This is a genomic window from Streptomyces sp. NPDC044063, from assembly GCF_056434285.1.
Genome location: NZ_JBWKFM010000014.1, coordinates 129,332 through 148,358, shown reverse-complemented (window position 1 = coordinate 148,358; position 19,027 = coordinate 129,332). Strand labels below are relative to the sequence as shown.

Here is a 19,027-nt window from a genome sequence, read left to right as displayed (position 1 = left end):
CCCTGGATCCGTGTACGGAGCGGCCTCGGGCCATCCTCCGACAGCGCGGTGGAATGGCCCGTGCTGGGCAATTTACTTAAGATTGACCGACACTTGCAGTGTCGGAATCGGAGGCACGGTGGACCGCGAGGACGGCGAATCCATCAGCCGCCTGCTCCGGGCCTGGCGCGGCAGGATCGACCCCAGGACCGTCCCCGAGCTGCGCGGCGTCCTCCCCCGTCCCGGCCGGCGGCTCTCCCAGAAGCACGTCGCCCGGATGACCGGGGTGAGCGAGGGCTGGTACCGCGCGCTGGAGGCCGGACGCCGCCAGGACTTCTCCGAGGCCTTCCTGCTCCGCGTCGCCGAGGCGCTGCGGCTGAGCGAGGCCGAGACGCTCACGCTCTTCCTCGCCGTCTGCGGCCGCCGGCCGCCCGAACCGGGCCGCCCGTGCGCCGACTTGCCCCAGGGCGTCAAGGCGCTCCTGGAGCAGCAGGTCACCTACCCGGCCTACCTCTCCGACGTGGCCTGGAACATCGTGGCGTCCAACGCCCTGATGGGCGAATGGTTCCCCTGGGTCCGCCGGCCCCGGCCCAACCTGATGCGCTGGGCCCTGCTCCACCCCGAGGCCCGCGAGCAGATGCTCGACTGGGAGGACAGCTGCGCCCGCGTCTACCTCGCCATGCTCCGCGTCGCCGCCAACAGCGACCCCGCCAACGAGGAACTGCGCGGCCTGGTCCGGGAGATCCTCGACGCCGACGCCGACTGCCGGCGCATCTGGGCCCAGGAGTACGACGTGGTCGAGCACCGCGACGGCCATGTCTTCCGGCTGCGCCTGCCGTACCACGGAAACGCCGAGATCCAGGTGACGACCCACGTCCTGCTGCCCATACAACGCACCGATCTGCGGTTCGTCTTCATCACCGCCGCCGACGGCTGGGCGGGCGTCTGACGCCCCGTCGATCGTCCGGATCGCGGACAGCCTCTCACCAGCGCGTCCTTGTTGTATCTATGCTGTGCGCATGTCTCCCGCACCCGCCGTCCAGGACAGCCGTCCCCCCGCCGCCGAGCGGGTGTACGCGCACGTCAAACAGGCCGTACTGCAACGGCGCTACGAGGGCGGCACCCTCCTGACCGAAGGCAATCTGGCCGAGGCCGTGGGGGTCTCGCGGACCCCCGTCCGCGAGGCGCTGCTGCGGCTGGAGGGGGAGGGGCTGCTCAAGCTCTATCCCAAGAAGGGGGCGCTCGTGCTCGCGGTGTCCGCCCAGGAGATCGCGGACGTGGTGGAGACCCGGCTGCTGGTGGAGAAGCACGCGGTGGGCAAGGCCGTGCCCGCCCCGCCCCGGCTCGTCGCGCGGCTGGAGGAGCTCGTCGGCGCCATGCGCCGGCAGGCGGCCGCCGGCGACCTGGAGGCCGTCTCCCTCAGCGACCGCGCCTTCCACGCCGAGATCGTGCGCAACGCCGGCAACCAGATCCTTTCCGGCCTCTACGAGCAGCTGCGCGACCGGCAGTTGCGGATGGGCGTCGCCGTGATGCACGCCCACCCCGACCGGATCGCCAAGAACATCGCCGAGCACACCGAGATCCTCGAGGCCCTGCGCCGCGGGGACGCCGAGGCGGCGATCGCCGTCGTCGACCGGCACATCAGCTGGGTCCGCAATCTCGCCAGGGGGGAGACCCGATGAGCCGAGGCCGGATATCACTGCCCGGCGACCCACCCGGCGGACGGCGGGCGGTGGCCGTCTGGGGCGTCGGGGTCGCCGTCTACTTCGTCGCGATCATCTTCCGCACCAGCCTCGGCGTCGCCGGCCTCGACGCCGCCGAGCGCTTCCACATCAGCGCCTCCGCCCTGTCGACCTTCTCCATCCTCCAGCTCCTCGTCTACGCCGGGATGCAGATACCCGTCGGCCTGCTGGTCGACCGGCTGGGCACCCGGAAGGTGCTGACCCTGGGCGTCGTCCTCTTCACCGCCGGCCAGCTGGGCTTCGCCCTCGCCCACTCCTACCCCGCGGCGCTCGCCTGCCGGGCCCTGCTGGGCTGCGGCGACGCGATGACGTTTATCAGCGTGCTGCGACTGGGCGCCCGCTGGTTCCCCGCCCGCACCGGCCCGATGATCGCGCAGATCGCGGCCCTCTTCGGGATGGCGGGCAATCTCGTCTCCACGCTGGTGCTGGCCCGGCTGCTGCACAGCGCCGGCTGGACGGCGACGTTCGCGGGCAGCGCCGCGGCGGGCGTGGTCGTCCTCGTCCTGCTGCTGGCCTTCCTGGAGGACCACCCCGAGGGCTTCGCGCCGCCGGCCGGCCCCCGGCCCGGCAAGGGCTACGTCCGCCGGCAGATCGCCCTCGCCTGGCGCGAGCCCGGCACCCGGCTGGGGCTGTGGGTGCACTTCACCACCCAGTTCCCCGCGATGGTCTTCCTGCTGCTGTGGGGGATGCCGTTCCTGGTCGAGGACCAAGGGCTCGACCGGGGCACCGCCGGCTCCCTGCTGACCCTGGTCGTCCTGGTGAACATGGCCGTCGGACTCGTCTTCGGGCAGGTCATCGGCCGGCACCACGCCGCGCGGCTGCCGCTCGCGCTGGGCACGCTGGGGGCCACGGCCCTGCTCTGGGCGGCCGTGACCGGCTGGCCCGGGGCACACTGCCCGCTGTGGCTGCTGATGGCGCTGTGCGCCGTACTGGGCGCCTGCGGCCCCGCCTCGATGATCGGCTTCGACTTCTCCCGCCCCGCCAACCCGCCCGAGCGCCAGGGCACCGCCTCCGGCATCGTGAACATGGGCGGCTTCGTCGCCTCGATCACCACGCTGCTGGCCGTGGGCGTGCTGCTGGACGCCACCGGCGGCGACTACGGGGTGGCGTTCTCCTCCGTCTTCGTCCTCCAGACCCTGGGGCTCGCCCAGATCCTGCGGCTGCGCGGCCGGGCGGGCCGGCGCGAGCGGGAGCGGATCGTGGCCTCGCGCGTGGAGACCGTGCACGTGCCCGTGTGACCGCTCGGGGGGAGGGGGAGGGCCTCAGGGCGTGACCGCGAACTCCCGCAGGATCGCCGCCGCCAGCTCCCGGTCCCCCTCGACCCCGACGCGGTCGGCCACCGCCTCGGCCCGCACCCGCCCGCACGCCAGCCGGGCGTACGTCTCCCAGTCCAGCGCGAGCGACACGGTCGGCCCCAGCGAGACGCTGCCGTCGACCGTGCCCTTGCCCTGCGGGCCCACCCGGACCGTCCGCAGGAACTCCAGCGGACCGTGCACGTCGAAGGCGGCCGTGGCGCCCGGCCCGGCCCCCGCCCGCCGGGCGACCACGTCGGGCAGGGCCCCCAGCAGCACGTCCCGCGCGAGGAGCGCGGCGGGGGAGTCCAGGTTGCCCGGCCGGCCCAGCGCCCGGCGCAGGTCCTGCTCGTGCACCCAGACGTCGAAGGCCCGGACGACCAGCGTGCGTTCGAGCGTGCGCTCGACGGTGCCGCCCAGCGGCCAGCGCACCATCGCCCCCGGGGAACGGCTCTCGTTGCGCAGCTGCCGGCGGCGCCGGATGATCGTGTACTCCAGCTCGGAGGTCATCTCCAGCGCCGTGTGGCAGCGCCGCACGTCGACCTGCACCTCGATGTAGCGCGAGAACTCGTCGGTGACATGGCGCAGATCGCGGGGCAGGGTGTGGATCGGCCGTGGCTCGCCCAGCATTTCGCACTCCACCCCGATGATGTGCGAGACCACGTCGCGGACCGACCACCCCGGGCACTCCGTGGCCCGGTTCCAGTCGCTCTCGGCGAGGGTTTGCGTCAACTCGTGGACGGCTTCGACGGAGTGGGTCCAGGCGTCGATCGCGGGCTGGAGGCTGGGATGGACTGTCACGGGCGATCCCTCGGCGGTGCTGGGCGATGGCTGCGTGCGCGCGGGCGGCAAGTGCTGTCTGGGTTCTACGCAGTTAAGTTACGCTGCGGACGGTCGCCCCGGCAGAGGTTTCGTGTGACGCATGCGGAGAGTGGTGGTACTGTGCGCGCCTCTTTGATCCAGCTCGGCGTGGACGACGACGAGAGCCCGGAGGCCCGGCGCGAGCGGGCGGCGGGCATGGTGAGGTCGCTGAGCGGCAGCGATCTGGTGGTGCTCCCGGAGCTGTGGCCCGTGGGCGCGTTCGCCTTCGACTCCTTCGCGGCCGCGGCCGAGCCGCTGGACGGCCCGACCGGCGAGGCCATGGCGGCCGCCGCGCGCGACGCCGGGGTGTGGCTGCACGCGGGCTCGATCGTCGAGCGCGCCGCCGACGGGCCGATGTACAACACCTCGCTCGTCTACTCCCCGGCCGGCGCCCTCGTGCGCACCTACCGGAAGATCCACCGCTTCGGCTTCGACCAGGGCGAGGCCGTCCTGATGGGCGCGGGCGACCGGCCCGTCACCGCCCGCCTGCCCGAGGCCACGGTGGGCCTGGCCACCTGCTACGACCTGCGCTTCCCCGAGCTCTTCCGGGCCCTGACCGACGCGGGCGCGCAGGCCTTCGTCGTCCCCGCCGGCTGGCCCGAGCGCCGCCGCGGCCACTGGAGCCTGCTGGCCCGCGCCCGGGCCGTCGAGAACCAGGCCTACGTCCTGGCCTGCGGCACGGCCGGCACCCACGCGGGCGTGCCACAGGCCGGCCACAGCGTGATCGTCGACCCCTGGGGCGAGGTCCTCGCCGAGGCGGGCCACGACGAGGAGGTCCTCACCGCCGACCTGGACCTCGCCCGCGTGGCGAAGGTCCGCGAGGAGTTCCCGGCACTGAAGGACCGCGTGCTGGGGCGCTGAGCCGGCCGCCGAGCCCGGGACGTGGTGCCGCACATGACGGCTGAGCTGCGTACAAGACCGTTCTTCTCGACTTCCTGATTTCCTGAACCAATGTGAGCACTGCTCGCTAGCGTGAGGACGTGCATCAACACACCACTGCCGATCTGTACGTGCGCTTGTCCCTGGACCGGGAAGGCAAGACCGCGATCGATCGTCAGGAAGCCGACTGCCGGGCGTGGGCGGAGCGCAACGGACTCACCGTCCGCAAGGTCCATATCGACCGTGGACGTTCCGGCTACAAGAATGTCGGTCGCAAGGGGTTCGATGCGGCGATCACAGCCGTCACGGCCGGAGTCGTGGGCGTCCTGATCGTCTGGAAGCTCGACCGTCTGTCCCGCAAGGGCATCGGCGAGGTCGGCAAGGCACTGGACGACATGGGCCGGGTAGGCGGACGGCTGGTCTCCGTCATGGACGGCCTCGACACGAAGAACGACAATGCCCGGGTCACCATCGCGACGCTGGCGGAGATCGCGCGCAACGAGTCGCGCGATCTCGGGATGCGTGTCGGCAGCGCAAAGCGATACCTACGGCGACGGGGGCAATGGATCGGCGGACAGCCGCCCTACGGGCTCCTGGTGGACCCGGATACGAAGAAGCTCGTCCACGACCCCGAGACGGCCGTCTACGCCCGCCTGATCGCCGACGAAGCGCTGTCCGGGAAGGCGCTTGTCCACATCGCCCGGCTGCTGAACGAGCACGGGGTGGAGTCGGCCCGTGGAGGCGAATGGAACTCGTCGAGCGTCATGCAACTCCTTCGCTCACCGGCCCTCGCCGGTCTCATGCCGCGGACCGAATACGAGGAACAGCCGGACGGGACCCGCAAGTACATGAACCGGGTCTCTCCCTACCGGGATCCGGAGACCCTCGAAACCGTGAGAATCGGCGAGGGGATCATCACGGTCGGAGAGCGCGAGCTCATCCTCCGCCAGCTCGAAGCGCGCACGTTTCCTCTGGCGGGGAAGCGGCACGGCCACAAGCAAGGGAAGTCACTGCTCACCGGGATAGCGCGTTGCGGGCTCTGTGGGGCCCGGATGAGCAAGGCCGGCACGTCGTACCAGTGCTCCAGCCACCGGATGGGGCGAGGATGCTCCGGCGTCTCGGCTCGGGTGGAGAGCATCGACGACTACGTGACCCGGGCGTTCCTCTCACGCCTGCCGTCCCTGGAGCACCAGGACCCGCTGCTCGCCGTGATCGCCGATCGCTTGGTGCAGAGGGAGAACCCGGAGGTCTTCGCGAAGCGGGATGCCATCGAGGCGGAGATCGCGGATGAGAGGGTCCGCTTGGCGGACCTGGAGGAGGCCAGGTACGTCCGAGGTGAATTCGACGGCGCGGACGGCATCGATCGGTACAACCGGCTCGCCGGACGACTTCGCCACCGGATCGAAGGGTTGCGCGCGGATCTGCTGCGGATGCCGAACCCTTCCGTGGACATCTCCCCGCTCCTGGATGCCGGACTTCTGCGGGAAGCCTGGGAAGCCGACGACACGCCCGGGCGGCGCGAGCGCCTTGCTCTTGCGATCGATCGCGTGGAAGTCCGGCGGGGGAAGGTGGGCGTCAGGTTCGACGGTGACGAGCGTTGCCGAATCATCTGGTCGACGAAGGACGGTGCTGGGGCGGAGTTGGCGCCTTGAACAGGTGCTTCGTGCGGGCGTGATCCCGCGTTCACAGGGGGATGGCAAGCTTGAAGCATGAACGATGCTGCCCCGGCGTCCTCCCCCGCGCCCCGCCGTGCCCGTGTCCGCGCCCCCGAGCTGATCGGCAAGGGCGGCTGGATCAACACCGGCGGCAAGGATCTGAAGCTCGCCGATCTCCGAGGTCGCATATTGATCTTGGATTTTTGGACGTTCTGCTGCGTCAACTGCCTCCACGTCCTCGACGAGCTGCGCGAGCTGGAGGAGAAGCACCGCGACACCGTGGTGATCATCGGCGTCCACTCGCCGAAGTTCGCGCACGAGGCCGACCACCAGGCCGTCGTCGACGCCGTCGAGCGCTACGAGGTGCACCACCCCGTCCTCGACGACCCCGAGCTCGCCACCTGGAAGCAGTACGCCGTCCGGGCCTGGCCCACGCTCGTCGTGATCGACCCCGAGGGCTACGTCGTCGCCCAGCACGCCGGCGAGGGCCACGCCCACGCCATCGCCGCGCTGGTCGCGGAGCTGGAGGCGGCCCACGAGGCCAAGGGCACGCTGCGGCGCGGCGACGGGCCGTACGTCGCGCCCGAGCCCGTACCCACCGATCTGCGCTTCCCCGGCAAGGCCGTGCTGCTGCCCGGCGGCACCTTCCTCGTCTCCGACTCCACCCGCCACCAGCTGGTCGAGCTGGAGGCCGACGGCGAGACGGTCGTCCGCCGCGTCGGTACGGGCGAGCGCGGGTTCAGCGACAGCCCCGTGCGCTTCAGCGAGCCGCAGGGCCTCGCGCCGCTGCCCGACGGCACCGTGCTCGTCGCGGACACCGTCAACCACGCGCTGCGCCGCTTCGACCCGGCGACCGGCGCCGTGGAGACCGTCGCCGGCACCGGCCGGCAGTGGTGGCAGGGCTCTACGACCGCGGGCCCGGCCCGCGAGGTGGACCTGTCGTCGCCGTGGGACGTCGCCTGGTTCGCCGACCGGGTGTGGATCGCCATGGCGGGCGTCCACCAGCTGTGGACGTACGACCCGGAGGCGGGCACCGTCGCGGTGGCCGCCGGCACCACCAACGAGGGCCTGGTCGACGGGCCGGCGGCCGAGGCCTGGTTCGCCCAGCCGTCGGGCCTCGCGGCGGCCGGGGACCGGCTGTGGCTGGCCGACTCCGAGACCTCGGCGCTGCGCTGGGTGGAACGCGACGGCGACGGCTTCGCCGTCCGCACGGCCGTCGGCGCCGGCCTCTTCGACTTCGGCCACCGGGACGGCGACGCGGAACAGGCGCTGCTCCAGCACCCGCTGGGCGTGACCGCGCTGCCCGACGGGTCCGTCGCGATCAGCGACACCTACAACCACGCGCTGCGCCGCTACGACCCGGCGACCGGGCAGGTCACGACGCTCGCCACGGATCTGCGCGAGCCGTCGGACGCGGTTCTCGCGGGCGAGGACATCGTGGTGGTCGAGTCGGCCCGGCACCGGCTCACGCGGCTGCGGCTGCCCGAGGAGGCCGTACGGGTGGAGGCCGTGGCCCACCGCACCCGGCGGGAGGCCACCGAGGTCGCCCCCGGCCGGCTGCTGCTGGACGTGGTCTTCCAGGCGCCCGCCGGCCAGAAGCTCGACACCCGCTACGGGCCGTCGACGCGGCTGCTCGTCAGCTCCACCCCGCCCGAGCTGCTCGCCGAGGGCGCGGGCGCGGGCACGGACCTGGGCCGCGAGCTGGTGCTCGCGGACGGGGTGACGGAAGGCGTGCTGCACGTGTCCGCGATGGCGGCCTCGTGCGACGACGACCCCGCCAACGAGTACCCCGCCTGCCATGTCCACCAGCAGGACTGGGGAGTGCCGGTGCGCGTCGTCGCGTCGGGCGCCGACCGGCTGCCGCTGGTGCTGGCGGGCCTGGACGGCTGAACGCGGTGGGCCGGCCCGGGCGACCGGGCCGGCGCGGTCACCACTTCAGGGCCGCTGCCTGGTCCGCGAGCCAGTAGGTCGTCCGGGCCGCGTCGTCGATGTGCAGCTTCCCGCCCGGCAGGGCGGCCTGGGCCGGGCCGGTGACCGGGTCGCCCTTGGCGGTCTGGAAGGTGACGGAGAGCTGCTGGGCGTCGCGGCCCTTGCCGCCCGAGCCGTCGGCCGCGGAGGCGGTGACGCCGGCGTAGGCGGCCTTGCCGGGGGCGAGGGCGATCCGGCCCTTGGGCTTGCTCTCCTCGACCGTGCCGGCCGTCGCCTGGTCCTGGTCGAAGCGCAGGAACGGGAAGCCGTAGGCGACGCAGGACTTCTTCGAGGTGTTCGTGGCCACCAGCAGGACGTGGTTGACGGGGGAGGTCACCGCCCGGACCTCGACCTTCACATCGGCCGGGGTGCAGGCGTCGCCCGCCTCCTTCGGCTCGGCCTCGTCGACGGTGCCCTCGCCGGCCCCGTCGTCCGCGCCGCCGTCGCTCGCCTCGTCCCCCGCGGCCGATCCGCCGGCCGCCTGGTCGGAGGCCTTGTCCTTGGACTTGGCGTCCTCGGAGCCGGACCCGCCGCCGCAGGCGGTGAGCGTGAGGGCGGCCGCGGCGGTGAGCGCGGCCGCGGCGATCCGCAGGGTGCGGGTGGTCATGGGTGCTTCCCCCGGTAGGACGTAAGAGTGGTGGGGCTGTGTATATCAGCCGTGTCGCACGGGGTTTCGGCCGTGCGGCGCGGACCGGACCGCCGGCGTCAGCCCTCCAGGAAGGCGGTGAGCGCGGCGGCCAGCAGGAACGGGTCGTCGGAGCCGCACATCTCGCGCGCGGAGTGCATCGACAGTATGGCCACGCCGATGTCGACCGTGCTGATGCCGTGCCGCGCCGCGGTGATGGGGCCGATGGTGGTGCCGCACGGAACGGAGTTGTTGGAGACGAAGTGCTGCATCGGCACGCCGGCCCGCTCGCAGGCGGCGGCGAAGACGGCCCGGCCGCTGCCGTCGGTGGCGTAGCGCTGGTTGACGTTGACCTTGAGCAGCGGGCCGCCGTTGGGCATGGGGTGGTGGCCGGGGTCGTGCCGCTCGGCGTAGTTGGGGTGGACGGCGTGGCCGGTGTCGGAGGACAGGCAGACGGTGCCGGCGAAGGCGCGGGCCTTGTCCTCGTACGTGCCGCCGCGCGCGAAGACCGAGCGCTCCAGGACGTTGCCGAGCAGGGGGCCCTCGGCGCCGGTGTCGGACTGGCTGCCGTTCTCCTCGTGGTCGAAGGCGGCGAGCACCGGGATGTACGGCAGTCCCTCGGAGGCGGTGGCGGCGAGCAGCGCGGCCAGACCGGCGTGCACGGACAGGAGGTTGTCCATGCGGGGGCCGGCCAGCAGCTCGCGGTCGCGGCCGAGGTAGGCGGGGGCTTCGACGCTGTGCAGCATGAGGTCCCAGCCGGCGATGCTCTCCGCGTCGAGTCCGGCCTCCTCGGCGACGAAGCGGACGAGGTCGCCCTCGGCGACCGGGCCCAGGCCCCAGATCGGCGTCATGTGGCGCTGCTTGTCGAGCTTGAGGCCGTCCTGGTTGACCGTGCGGTCGAGGTGCACGGCGAGCTGCGGCACGCGCATCAGCGGGCGGTCGACATTGACGAGGTGGTCGCTGCCGTCGCGGAGGGTGACCCGGCCGGAGAGGCCGAGGTCGCGGTCGAGCCAGGTGTTGAGCAGCGTGCCGCCGTAGAGCTCGACGGCCACCTGGCGCCAGCCGTGGGCGCCGGTGTCCGGCACCGGCTTCACGCGCAGGTTGGGGGAGTCGGTGTGGGCTCCGATGATGCGGAACGGCGTGGCGGCGGTGGCCCCTTCGGGGACGTACCAGGCGATGACGGCGCCGCCGCGCGTCACATACCTGCCGCCGGTCCGTCCGTCCCAGGCGTCGGTCTCCGCGACCCGGCGGAAGCCTGCCTTCTCGAGCCGCTCGGCGGTGTTGGCCACCGCGTGGTACGGCGACGGGCTCGCCGCGAGGAAGGTGATCAGGTCGTCGGTGTGGCCGCGGTCGAAGCGGTGCGCAGAGCTCATGGCCTCAGGATAAGGATCAGGGCAAGAGCCGGGCGGTCCTTTCGGCGCCCGGCTCCTGCCCCTTGAGTGGTCGTGACCCGGTGGATTCCCCGGGTCCGGAACGCGGCCTTTTAGAAGGCGGCCTCGTCCAGCTCCATCAGCGACTGGTCGACGGTCTCGGCGAGCGAGCGCTCGACGGCGAGGGCCGGCAGCACGGTGTGGGCGAAGAACTTCGCGGCGGCGATCTTGCCCGCGTAGAAGGCCTTGTCCTTGGCGGCGGCGGTGGGCAGCTTCTCGGCGGCCACGGCGGCGCCCTTGAGGAGCAGGTAGGCGACGACGACGTCACCGGAGGCCATCAGCAGGCGGGTGGTGTTCAGGCCCACCTTGTAGATGGACTTGACGTCCTTCTCGGTGGCGGCGAGGTCGGTCAGCATGGCGCCGACGATGGCCTCCAGGTCGACCGCGGCCTTGGCGAGCTTCTCGCGGGCGTCGGCGAGCTCCTCGCCGCCGGCGGCCTCGGCGAGGAACTTCTTGATCTCCTCGGAGAGGGTGGTCAGCGCCTGGCCCTGGTCGCGGACGATCTTCCGGAAGAAGAAGTCCTGGCCCTGGATGGCCGTGGTGCCCTCGTAGAGGGTGTCGATCTTGGAGTCCCGGATGTACTGCTCGATCGGGTACTCCTGGAGGTAGCCGGAGCCACCGAAGGTCTGGAGCGACTGTGCCAGCTGCTCGTAGGACTTCTCCGAGCCGTAGCCCTTGACGATCGGCAGGAGCAGGTCGTTGAGGCCGTGGAGGGCCTTGGCGTCCTCGCCCGCGGCCTCCTTGACCAGGATCTCGTCCTGGACGGAGGCGGTGTAGAGCACCAGGGCGCGCATGCCCTCGGCGTAGGCCTTCTGCGTCATCAGCGAGCGGCGCACGTCGGGGTGGTGGGTGATGGTGACCTTGGGCGCGGCCTTGTCCATGAAGTTGGCCAGGTCCGGGCCCTGCACGCGCTCCTTGGCGTACTCCAGCGCGTTGAGGTAGCCGGTGGAGAGGGTGGCGATCGCCTTCGTGCCGACCATCATGCGGGCGAACTCGATGATCATGAACATCTGGCGGATGCCGTCGTGCTTCTCGCCGATGAGCCAGCCCTTGGCGGGGTGCTTGTCGCCGAAGGTCATCTCGCACGTGTTGGAGGCCTTGAGGCCCATCTTGTGCTCGACGTTGGTGGCGTAGACGCCGTTGCGGGCGCCCAGCTCGCCGGTCTCCCAGTCGAAGTCGAACTTCGGCACGAGGAAGAGGGACAGGCCCTTGGTGCCCGGGCCGTGGCCCTCGGGGCGGGCGAGGACGTAGTGGAAGATGTTCTCCGCCATGTCGTGCTCACCGGAGGTGATGAAGCGCTTCACACCCTCGATGTGCCAGCTGCCGTCCTCCTGCTTGACGGCCTTGGTGCGGCCGGCGCCCACGTCCGAGCCGGCGTCGGGCTCGGTGAGGACCATGGTGGAGCCCCACTGCTTGTCCACCGCGAGCTTGGCGATCTTCTTCTGCTCGTCGGTGCCCTCGGCGTAGAGCACGCCGGCGAAGGCCGGGCCGGAGGAGTACATCCAGATGGCCGGGTTGGAGCCCAGGATCGTCTCGGCGAAGCCCCACAGCAGCGAGCGCGGCGTGGTGGTGCCGCCGATGCCCTCCGGGATGCCCAGGCGCCACCACTCGGCGTCCATGTAGGCCTGGTAGCTCTTCTTGAACGACTCGGGCAGCGGCGCGGTGTTCGTCTCCGGGTCGAACACCGGCGGGTTGCGGTCGGCGTCGGCGTAGGAGGCGGCCAGCTCGTTCTCCGAGAGGCGGGCGATCTCCGACAGCACGCTCTTCGCCGTCTCGACGTCCATCTCACCGAACGGCCCGGTGCCGTACAGCTTGTCGCGACCGAGCACCTCGAAGAGGTTGAACTCGATGTCGCGGAGATTCGACTTGTAGTGGCCCATGACAGACGGCTCCGTAGGTGACGGGAGGGCGATCCTCTGTGCGTACCGGTCAGTAAGCAGAATGATGCTACCCAGCGGTAACAAGACGCAAGACCTGATCGCCCAACTGTGACTCGTTACGCTTTGGCCCATGTACGGCTACGACCAGAACGCGGCACAGCAGGGCTACGCGCCGCCGCAGCAGCCCGGGGGCTACGGCGAGCAGCCGCTCTACCCCGAGCCGTCGCCCCCCTCGCTCGCGGACGCGGTCCGGGCCTTCACCACCGGACAGATGTCCGCCGAGGACTTCCAGACGGTCTTCGCCAACTCCAAGGTCTACTGCCCGCGCGGCGACAACCCCGGTTTCCTGGCGCTCCACAACACCCAGCAGCCGGTGATCCCGATGTTCACCTCGCTCAAGGAGCTGCGCCGGTACGCGGGCAAGGAGTCCAAGTACTTCGTCATCACCGGCGCCGAGGTGCTGGACCTGCTGCCGACCGGCTACGGCTTCGTCCTGGACATGGAGGGCGACCACCGCATCGTCTTCGACGCGAAGTCGGTGGAGCAGATGGTGGACTTCGCGATGCGCCGGATGTACGGCTAGGCGCCGCTCCGGGCCGTCGCGCGCGCGTAGAGCTTCTCGACGGCCGGACCGAAGTACGGGCTGTACGACGTCTCCTCGTCGCCGCCCTCGTCCTTGCCGCCGAGCACCCCGGCGAGGGTGCCCAGCCCGGTGGCGGCGTCCACGTCGGTGAGGAACGGGCTGCCGCTCGTGCCGTTGGGCAGGAAGGCGCAGTCGAAGCGCTGCTGCGTGGCGGACTCGGCCGCCGTGGTGTTCTGGCAGGAGACGGGACGCTCGGCGGCGTTGGGGTAGCCGAGCACCCGGGTGGGCCGCTCGCGCGGCGGGGAGAAGCGGACGCGCTCGGCACCGGTGACCCGCTCGACGGGGGTGTCGCCGCTCACCGGGCGGACGCGCAGGAACGCCACGTCGTGGTCGGGGTCCCGCCCGTCGGTCCACTGGGGGGCCACGTCGATCGAGACCGGCACCCACACCCCGTAGGGCGCCGTCCCGTCCCGGTAGCCCGGTACGAAGGCGATGTCGGTGCGGAAGCCGCCCTGGTGGACGCAGTGCGCGGCGGTGGCGACCAGGTCGCCCCGGGGGCTGTGCACCACGCTCGCCGTGCAGCCGTGGCCGGGGGTGCCCCCGGCCGTGTAGAACAGCGCCCCGATCGCGGGCGAGGGTCGCGCCTCGGCGGCCGCCGTCGGACGGGAGGCGGGCAGCGGGTCCGTCCGCCCGGCGCCCGGGTCGCGGGCGATCAGCGGCGCGGCCGGCTCGGCGCGCACCGCGGACCGCATGGCCTCGCCGGCCCGGTCCGCCTCCGCCCTGGGCTGCCGGAAGTGCCCCGCGGAGTCCCCCTCGGCCGTGGGGCCGCCCGTCGCCGGGACGTGACCGGCCACGAACAGGCCGGCGGCGGCGAGGACCGCCACGACGGCGGTGAGGAGGGCGGCGTGTCTGAGGCGCATTGATCAAGTGTCCCCTGTCCGGGAATGAAGGGGGCCTTGTTGTTTGTTAAGGATTCAACTAACTTGGAAGGCGTACAGACCCGAGGAGGCCGCCATGCCCGCCGTGACCGTAGAGAACCCGCTGGTGCTGCCCCGCGTCGCCGCGCCCGCCGACGCCACCCGGCAGCGCCCGGTGCTGCACGTCGGCACCGCGCCGCAGGGCTACGAGGGTGAGGGCTTCCCGGTCCGCCGGGCCTTCGCCGGCATCGACTACCGCCACCTCGACCCGTTCATCATGATGGATCAGATGGGCGAGGTGGATTACGCCGCCGGGGAGCCCAAGGGCACCCCGTGGCACCCCCACCGGGGCTTCGAGACGGTGACGTACATCATCGACGGCACCTTCGTGCACCAGGACTCGCACGGGGGCGGCGGTGTGATCACCGACGGCGACACCCAGTGGATGACGGCGGGCTCCGGCCTGCTCCACATCGAGACCCCGCCGGAGGAGCTGGTCATCAGCGGTGGCCTCTTCCACGGCCTCCAGCTGTGGGTCAACCTGCCCCGCGCGGACAAGATGATCCCGCCGAAGTACCAGGACATCCGGGGCGGCAGCGTGAAGCTGCTGACGTCCGAGGACGGCGGCGCCCTGATCCGGCTGATCGCCGGCGACGTGGCCGGGCACGCCGGTCCCGGCGCCACCCACACCCCGATCACGATGATCCATGTCTCGGTGAACCCCGGCGCCGAGGTCACGCTGCCCTGGCGGCCCGACTTCAACGCCCTGGCCTACGGGCTCGCCGGGCACGGCTCGGCCGGTGCGGAGGGGCGCCCCTTCCGCATGGGGCAGACGGTCGTCTTCGGCGAGGGCGACGCGATCACCGTCCGCGCCGCCGAGCGCCAGGAGTCCCGTACCGAGAACTTCGAGGTGGTGCTCCTCGGCGGCCTGCCGATCCGGGAGCCGATGTTCCACTACGGCCCGTTCGTGATGAACACCCACGCCGAGCTGGCCCAGGCCTTCGACGACTTCCAGGCCGGCCGGCTCGGCCGGATCCCCGCGGACGGCGTGCGGCCCGCGGGCGACCCTAGGTGATCTCCTCGAAGTCCCTGGCCGGAGCCGCCTCGTAGAGCTCGAACCAGATGTTCTTGCCCTCGCCCCTGGGGTCCACGCCCCAGGAGCCGGCGAGCAGCTCCATCAGCACCAGCCCCCGCCCGGAGGAGGCCATCTCCCCCGGGTGGCGGCGGTGCGGCAGCTCGTCGCTGGCGTCCTCGACATCCACCCGGACCCGGCGGGCACCGGTCTCCCCGGATATCTCGGCGATCAGCAGCGCGTCCCCGTCCGTGTGCACCAGGACGTTGGTCACCATCTCGGAGACCATCAGCACCGCCGAGTCCGTCTGGTCCGGGTCGGTCCAGTCGTGCATCAGCTCACGGATGTGCTGCCGGGCCTCGGCGATCCGCTCGGGCTCGGCCTGGGCGATGGTGAGCACGGTGCGCCGGGGCGGCCGGGGCACGGCGGGCGGCGCGCCCACGGCGGCCGGGGCCGGCAGGTCGCGGCGCAGGAGCAGCAGGGCGATGTCGTCCTCCCGGCGGTCGATGAGCGGACCGGTGGTGTAGTGCGAGGGCGGGCCGTGGACGGCCTGCACCAGGGCGTCGGCGAGCTCCTCCAGGTCGTCCTCCCCGTCGTGCGGGGGATGCCCCTCGATGACCTCCCGCAGCCGGTTCCAGCCGGTCTCCAGGTCGTGGCCGCCCGTCTCGATCAGCCCGTCGGTGCAGACCAGCATGGTCTCGCCGGGTTCGAGGACGATCCGGGTCGTGGGGTAGTCGGTGTCCGGGACGATGCCCAGCGGCAGCCCGCCCGCCGTGGGGCGCACCAGCATCGTGCCGTCGCTGAGCCGGATGGCCGGGTCGGGATGGCCGGCGCGGGCGATCACCAGCAGCCCGCTGGTCGGGCAGGCCTCGATGTAGAGGCAGGTGGCGAAGCGCTGGTCGGCGGGGATCTCCCCGAGGTGGTCCCCGTCGCCGTTGATGCCGGCCAGGAAGCGGGAGGCGCGGGAGAGCACCGCGTCGGGGTGGTGGCCCTCGGAGGCGTACGCGCGCAGGGCGATCCGCAGCTGGCCCATGAGCCCGGCGGCGCGCACGTCGTGGCCCTGGACGTCGCCGATGACCAGGGCGATCTTGCCGGAGGGCAGCGGGATCATGTCGTACCAGTCGCCGCCGACCTCCAGGCCGCCGCCGGTGGGCACGTAGCGGGCTGCCACGGACATGCCGGGGACATCGGGGCGCACCGTGGGCATCATCGAGCGCTGGAGGCCCACCGTCAGCTCGCGCTCGGACTCGTGCACGCTGGCCCGGCCCAGCGCCTGGGCGAGCATCCGGGCGACGGTGGTGAGCACCGAGCGCTCGTCGGGGGTGAAGGAGACCGGGATGCTGAAGCCGGCCATCCAGGCGCCGATCGTGCGACCGGCGTTGATGAGCGGCAGGAACGCCCAGGAGCGTCGGCCGAAACGTTCCACCAGGGGGAAGATCTCGGGGAAGCGGCGCCGGTAGTCGTCGGGGGAGGGCAGATAGACCGCGCGGCCGGTGCGGATCACCTCGGCGGCCGGGGCGCCGGTGTCCATCGGCTGGTCGAGGAACTCCTCCATGTCGCCCGGGGCGTAGCCGTGGTGGCCGATGAGCTTGACCCGGCCGGCCTCGCTGACGAACACGGCCAGCCCCGACGGCTCGAAGCCCGGCATCGACAGCGTCGCCGCCACCCGCAGCACCTCGGCCGTGGAGCGGGCCTCCGCCAGTGCCCGGCCCGCGTCCAGCAGGAACGCCTCACGGTTGCGCCGCCAGTCGCCGGTGACCGGGGTGCGCGCCGCGGTGGTGCCGGGCTGCGGTTCGGGGACCTCCTCGATGGTGCCCACCAGGGCGTAGCCGTGCTCGCGCCCGACGGGCCGGGTGCGGCTGCGCACGGTCCGCAGGACCCGCCCCTCGTCGTCCACCACCCGGATCCGGGCCTCGGCCAGGGTGCCCTCGGCCACGGCGAGGTTGATGATGCCCTGGACCTCCACCCAGTCCACCGCGTGGAAGCGGGCCCGGGTGGCGGATTCCGTCAGTTCCACCCGGGTGGGAGGCATGCCCAGCAGCCGCGCGGCCTCCGCGTCGAAGGTGACCCTGCGCGAGGCGTTGTCCCAGTGCCACAGACCTGTGGCGACGGCGGCCAGTACGTCCTCGGTGCGCATTGCCCCACTTTATGCAGGTATGCGCAGGGGAGACCACCGATGCCGGGTGGGGCAGTACCCTTGCTGGGTGCTGTATGCACACTGCCCGAACGGTAACCCGGTGGGGCGGTCCTGTGCAGATCGGCACGGCGCACTTCACGACCAACGCCCTCGACCACGACTTGGATGAACGATGCATCGGTACCGGTCCCACAACTGCGGCGAGCTCCGTGCGGCTGACGTCGACACCGACGTCCGTCTGAGTGGCTGGCTGCACAATCGGCGCGACCTGGGCGGCATCCTCTTCATCGATCTGCGCGACCACCACGGCCTGGTCCAGCTGGTGGCCCGCCCCGGCACCGCCGCCAACGAGGCGCTGAGCAGCCTGACCAAGGAGACCGTCGTCCGCATCGACGGCAAGGTCACCAGCCGTGGCGCCGACAACGTCAACCCCGAGCTGCCCACCGGTGAGATCGAGGTGGAGGTCTCCGAGGTCGAGGTGCTGGGCGCCGCCGAGCAGATCCCCTTCACCATCAACACCGAGGACGGGGTGAACGAGGAGCGCCGTCTGGAGTACCGCTTCCTCGATCTGCGCCGCGAGCGCATGCACAGCAACATCATGCTGCGCTCCGCCGTCATCTCCTCCATCCGCGAGAAGATGACGAACCTCGGCTTCAACGAGATGGCCACCCCGATCCTGTCCGCCACCTCCCCCGAGGGCGCGCGCGACTTCCTGGTGCCGTCCCGTCTCCACGCCGGCCGCTTCTACGCGCTGCCGCAGGCCCCCCAGCAGTTCAAGCAGCTGCTGATGATCGCGGGCTTCGACCGCTACTTCCAGATCGCGCCCTGCTTCCGCGACGAGGACGCCCGCGCCGACCGCTCGCCGGGCGAGTTCTACCAGCTCGACATGGAGATGTCCTTCGTCGAGCAGGAGGACGTCTTCCAGGTGATCGAGAAGGTCATGACCGACCTCTTCGAGGAGTTCGGCAACGGCCGCCACGTCACCTCGCCCTTCCCGCGCATCCCGTTCCGCACGGCGATGCTGAAGTACGGCTCCGACAAGCCGGACCTGCGCGCCAAGCTGGAGCTCGTCGACGTCACCGATGTCTTCGAGGGCTCGGAGTTCAAGGCCTTCGCCGGCAAGCACGTCCGCGCGCTGGCCGTCCCGGACACCGGCGAGCAGCCGCGCAAGTTCTTCGACGGCCTCGGCGACTACGCGGTCGAGCAGGGCGCGAAGGGCCTGGCCTGGGTCCGCGTGGGCGAGGGCGACGTCCTCTCCGGCCCGATCGCCAAGTTCCTCACCGCGGAGAACGTCAAGGCCCTCGTCGAGCGCCTCGGCCTCACCCCGGGCCACGCCGTCTTCTTCGGCGCCGGCGAGTTCGACGAGGTCTCCAAGATCATGGGCGCCGTGCGCGTCGAGGCCGCCAAGCGGGCCGGCCAGTTCGAGGAGAACGTCTTCCGGTTCTGCTGGATCGTCGACTTCCCGATGTTCGAGAAGGACGAGGAGACCGGCAAGATCGAGTTCTCCCACAACCCCTTCTCCATGCCCCAGGGCGGCCTCGAGGCCCTGAACACGATGGACCCGCTGGACATCCTCGCCTGGCAGTACGACATCGTCTGCAACGGCACCGAGCTGTCCTCCGGCGCCATCCGTAACCACGAGCCCGAGGTCATGTACAAGGCCTTCGAGATCGCCGGTTACAGCAACGAGGAGGTCGAGCGCGAGTTCGGCGGCATGCTGCGCGCGTTCAAGTTCGGCGCCCCGCCGCACGGCGGCATCGCCCCGGGCATCGACCGCATCGTGATGCTGCTGGCCGACGAGCCGAACATCCGCGAGACCATCGCGTTCCCGCTCAACGGCAACGCGCAGGACCTGCTGATGGGCGCCCCGAGCGAGGTCGACGAGGCCCGCCTGAAGGAGCTCCACCTGACGATCCGCAAGCCGCAGGTGAAGTAACCCCCTTCCGCACACGCGAACGCCGCGGGGCGGGCTCGACCGACGAGCCCGCCCCGCGGCGTCTTCGTGTC

General features: G+C 71.6%; 15 protein-coding genes. 9 read left to right on the top strand and 6 right to left on the bottom strand.

Annotated features, from left to right (window positions below):
- Positions 1 to 118: 118 nt before the first annotated feature.
- The 3 genes from AC07BS_RS19325 (at position 119) to AC07BS_RS19315 (ending at position 2,959) form a co-directional block, all read left to right on the top strand.
- A complete protein-coding gene (locus tag AC07BS_RS19325; protein ID WP_478649076.1) occupies positions 119 to 928 on the top strand; it encodes a helix-turn-helix transcriptional regulator in 810 nt (269 codons plus the stop codon).
- 70 nt (positions 929 to 998) lie between these two features.
- The gene (locus tag AC07BS_RS19320; RefSeq protein ID WP_478649074.1) at positions 999 to 1,661 is read left to right on the top strand and encodes a GntR family transcriptional regulator; all 663 of its coding nucleotides are present in this window, start codon (positions 999 to 1,001) and stop codon (positions 1,659 to 1,661) included.
- On the top strand, positions 1,658 to 2,959 hold the full coding sequence (locus tag AC07BS_RS19315) for an MFS transporter (protein ID WP_478933340.1): 1,302 nt from the start codon (positions 1,658 to 1,660) through the stop codon (positions 2,957 to 2,959). Before AC07BS_RS19320 ends, AC07BS_RS19315 begins: the two co-directional genes overlap by 4 nt.
- A gap of 24 nt (positions 2,960 to 2,983) precedes the next feature.
- On the opposite strand, the gene AC07BS_RS19310 is transcribed toward AC07BS_RS19315, so the two are convergent.
- Entirely contained in the window at positions 2,984 to 3,814 is an 831-nt protein-coding gene (locus tag AC07BS_RS19310; RefSeq protein WP_478649069.1) for a maleylpyruvate isomerase family mycothiol-dependent enzyme, read from the bottom strand.
- 141 nt (positions 3,815 to 3,955) lie between these two features.
- Here AC07BS_RS19310 and AC07BS_RS19305 point away from each other — a divergent pair, with 141 nt between their 5' ends.
- The 3 genes from AC07BS_RS19305 (at position 3,956) to AC07BS_RS19295 (ending at position 8,298) form a co-directional block, all read left to right on the top strand.
- On the top strand, positions 3,956 to 4,735 hold the full coding sequence (locus tag AC07BS_RS19305; RefSeq protein WP_478649067.1) for a carbon-nitrogen family hydrolase: 780 nt from the start codon (positions 3,956 to 3,958) through the stop codon (positions 4,733 to 4,735).
- A gap of 119 nt (positions 4,736 to 4,854) precedes the next feature.
- The gene (locus tag AC07BS_RS19300; protein ID WP_478649065.1) at positions 4,855 to 6,405 is read left to right on the top strand and encodes a recombinase family protein; all 1,551 of its coding nucleotides are present in this window, start codon (positions 4,855 to 4,857) and stop codon (positions 6,403 to 6,405) included.
- Positions 6,406 to 6,462: 57 nt separating this feature from the next.
- A complete protein-coding gene (locus tag AC07BS_RS19295; protein ID WP_478933337.1) occupies positions 6,463 to 8,298 on the top strand; it encodes an NHL domain-containing thioredoxin family protein in 1,836 nt (611 codons plus the stop codon).
- A gap of 37 nt (positions 8,299 to 8,335) precedes the next feature.
- On the opposite strand, the gene AC07BS_RS19290 is transcribed toward AC07BS_RS19295, so the two are convergent.
- From AC07BS_RS19290 to AC07BS_RS19280, 3 genes are all read right to left on the bottom strand, one after another.
- Positions 8,336 to 8,983, bottom strand: coding sequence for a DUF4232 domain-containing protein (locus AC07BS_RS19290; protein WP_478649060.1), 648 nt, complete (start codon positions 8,981 to 8,983; stop codon positions 8,336 to 8,338).
- A 98-nt stretch (positions 8,984 to 9,081) separates the two neighbouring features.
- A complete protein-coding gene (locus tag AC07BS_RS19285) occupies positions 9,082 to 10,374 on the bottom strand; it encodes a M18 family aminopeptidase (protein ID WP_478649057.1) in 1,293 nt (430 codons plus the stop codon).
- Between the two features lie 110 nt (positions 10,375 to 10,484).
- Positions 10,485 to 12,311, bottom strand: a complete 1,827-nt coding sequence (locus AC07BS_RS19280) for an acyl-CoA dehydrogenase (RefSeq protein ID WP_478649055.1) — start codon at positions 12,309 to 12,311, stop codon at positions 10,485 to 10,487.
- 130 nt (positions 12,312 to 12,441) lie between these two features.
- On the opposite strand from AC07BS_RS19280, the gene AC07BS_RS19275 reads away from it, so the two are divergent.
- Complete coding sequence (locus AC07BS_RS19275) at positions 12,442 to 12,894, top strand: SseB family protein (RefSeq protein WP_478649052.1); 453 nt, start codon at positions 12,442 to 12,444, stop codon at positions 12,892 to 12,894.
- On the opposite strand, the gene AC07BS_RS19270 is transcribed toward AC07BS_RS19275, so the two are convergent.
- The gene (locus tag AC07BS_RS19270; protein WP_478933333.1) at positions 12,891 to 13,814 is read right to left on the bottom strand and encodes a trypsin-like serine peptidase; all 924 of its coding nucleotides are present in this window, start codon (positions 13,812 to 13,814) and stop codon (positions 12,891 to 12,893) included. The genes AC07BS_RS19275 and AC07BS_RS19270 overlap by 4 nt on opposite strands.
- A gap of 94 nt (positions 13,815 to 13,908) precedes the next feature.
- On the opposite strand from AC07BS_RS19270, the gene AC07BS_RS19265 reads away from it, so the two are divergent.
- Entirely contained in the window at positions 13,909 to 14,886 is a 978-nt protein-coding gene (locus AC07BS_RS19265) for a pirin family protein (RefSeq protein ID WP_478933331.1), read from the top strand.
- On the opposite strand, the gene AC07BS_RS19260 is transcribed toward AC07BS_RS19265, so the two are convergent.
- The gene (locus tag AC07BS_RS19260) at positions 14,879 to 17,020 is read right to left on the bottom strand and encodes an ATP-binding SpoIIE family protein phosphatase (protein ID WP_478649044.1); all 2,142 of its coding nucleotides are present in this window, start codon (positions 17,018 to 17,020) and stop codon (positions 14,879 to 14,881) included. The two genes, AC07BS_RS19265 and AC07BS_RS19260, sit on opposite strands and share 8 nt — an antisense overlap.
- 172 nt (positions 17,021 to 17,192) lie before the next feature.
- Here AC07BS_RS19260 and aspS point away from each other — a divergent pair, with 172 nt between their 5' ends.
- Positions 17,193 to 18,956 carry an aspartate--tRNA ligase gene (gene aspS / locus AC07BS_RS19255; RefSeq protein WP_478933329.1) on the top strand — a complete coding sequence of 588 codons (1,764 nt, stop codon included), beginning with the start codon at positions 17,193 to 17,195 and terminating at the stop codon, positions 18,954 to 18,956.
- Positions 18,957 to 19,027 lie beyond the last annotated feature (71 nt).

What these genes read in the sequence shown, in the direction of transcription:
- AC07BS_RS19320 (WP_478649074.1), top strand. Translation starts at nt 999, where the DNA reads ATGTCTCCCGCACCCGCCGTCCAGGACAGCCGTCCCCCCGCCGCCGAG.
- AC07BS_RS19315 (WP_478933340.1), top strand. Translation starts at nt 1,658, where the DNA reads ATGAGCCGAGGCCGGATATCACTGCCCGGCGACCCACCCGGCGGACGG.
- AC07BS_RS19295 (WP_478933337.1), top strand. Translation starts at nt 6,463, where the DNA reads ATGAACGATGCTGCCCCGGCGTCCTCCCCCGCGCCCCGCCGTGCCCGT.
- AC07BS_RS19290 (WP_478649060.1), bottom strand. Translation starts at nt 8,983, where the DNA reads ATGACCACCCGCACCCTGCGGATCGCCGCGGCCGCGCTCACCGCCGCG.
- AC07BS_RS19285 (WP_478649057.1), bottom strand. Translation starts at nt 10,374, where the DNA reads ATGAGCTCTGCGCACCGCTTCGACCGCGGCCACACCGACGACCTGATC.
- AC07BS_RS19280 (WP_478649055.1), bottom strand. Translation starts at nt 12,311, where the DNA reads ATGGGCCACTACAAGTCGAATCTCCGCGACATCGAGTTCAACCTCTTC.
- AC07BS_RS19275 (WP_478649052.1), top strand. Translation starts at nt 12,442, where the DNA reads ATGTACGGCTACGACCAGAACGCGGCACAGCAGGGCTACGCGCCGCCG.
- AC07BS_RS19270 (WP_478933333.1), bottom strand. Translation starts at nt 13,814, where the DNA reads ATGCGCCTCAGACACGCCGCCCTCCTCACCGCCGTCGTGGCGGTCCTC.
- AC07BS_RS19265 (WP_478933331.1), top strand. Translation starts at nt 13,909, where the DNA reads ATGCCCGCCGTGACCGTAGAGAACCCGCTGGTGCTGCCCCGCGTCGCC.
- AC07BS_RS19260 (WP_478649044.1), bottom strand. Translation starts at nt 17,020, where the DNA reads ATGCGCACCGAGGACGTACTGGCCGCCGTCGCCACAGGTCTGTGGCAC.
- aspS (WP_478933329.1), top strand. Translation starts at nt 17,193, where the DNA reads ATGCATCGGTACCGGTCCCACAACTGCGGCGAGCTCCGTGCGGCTGAC.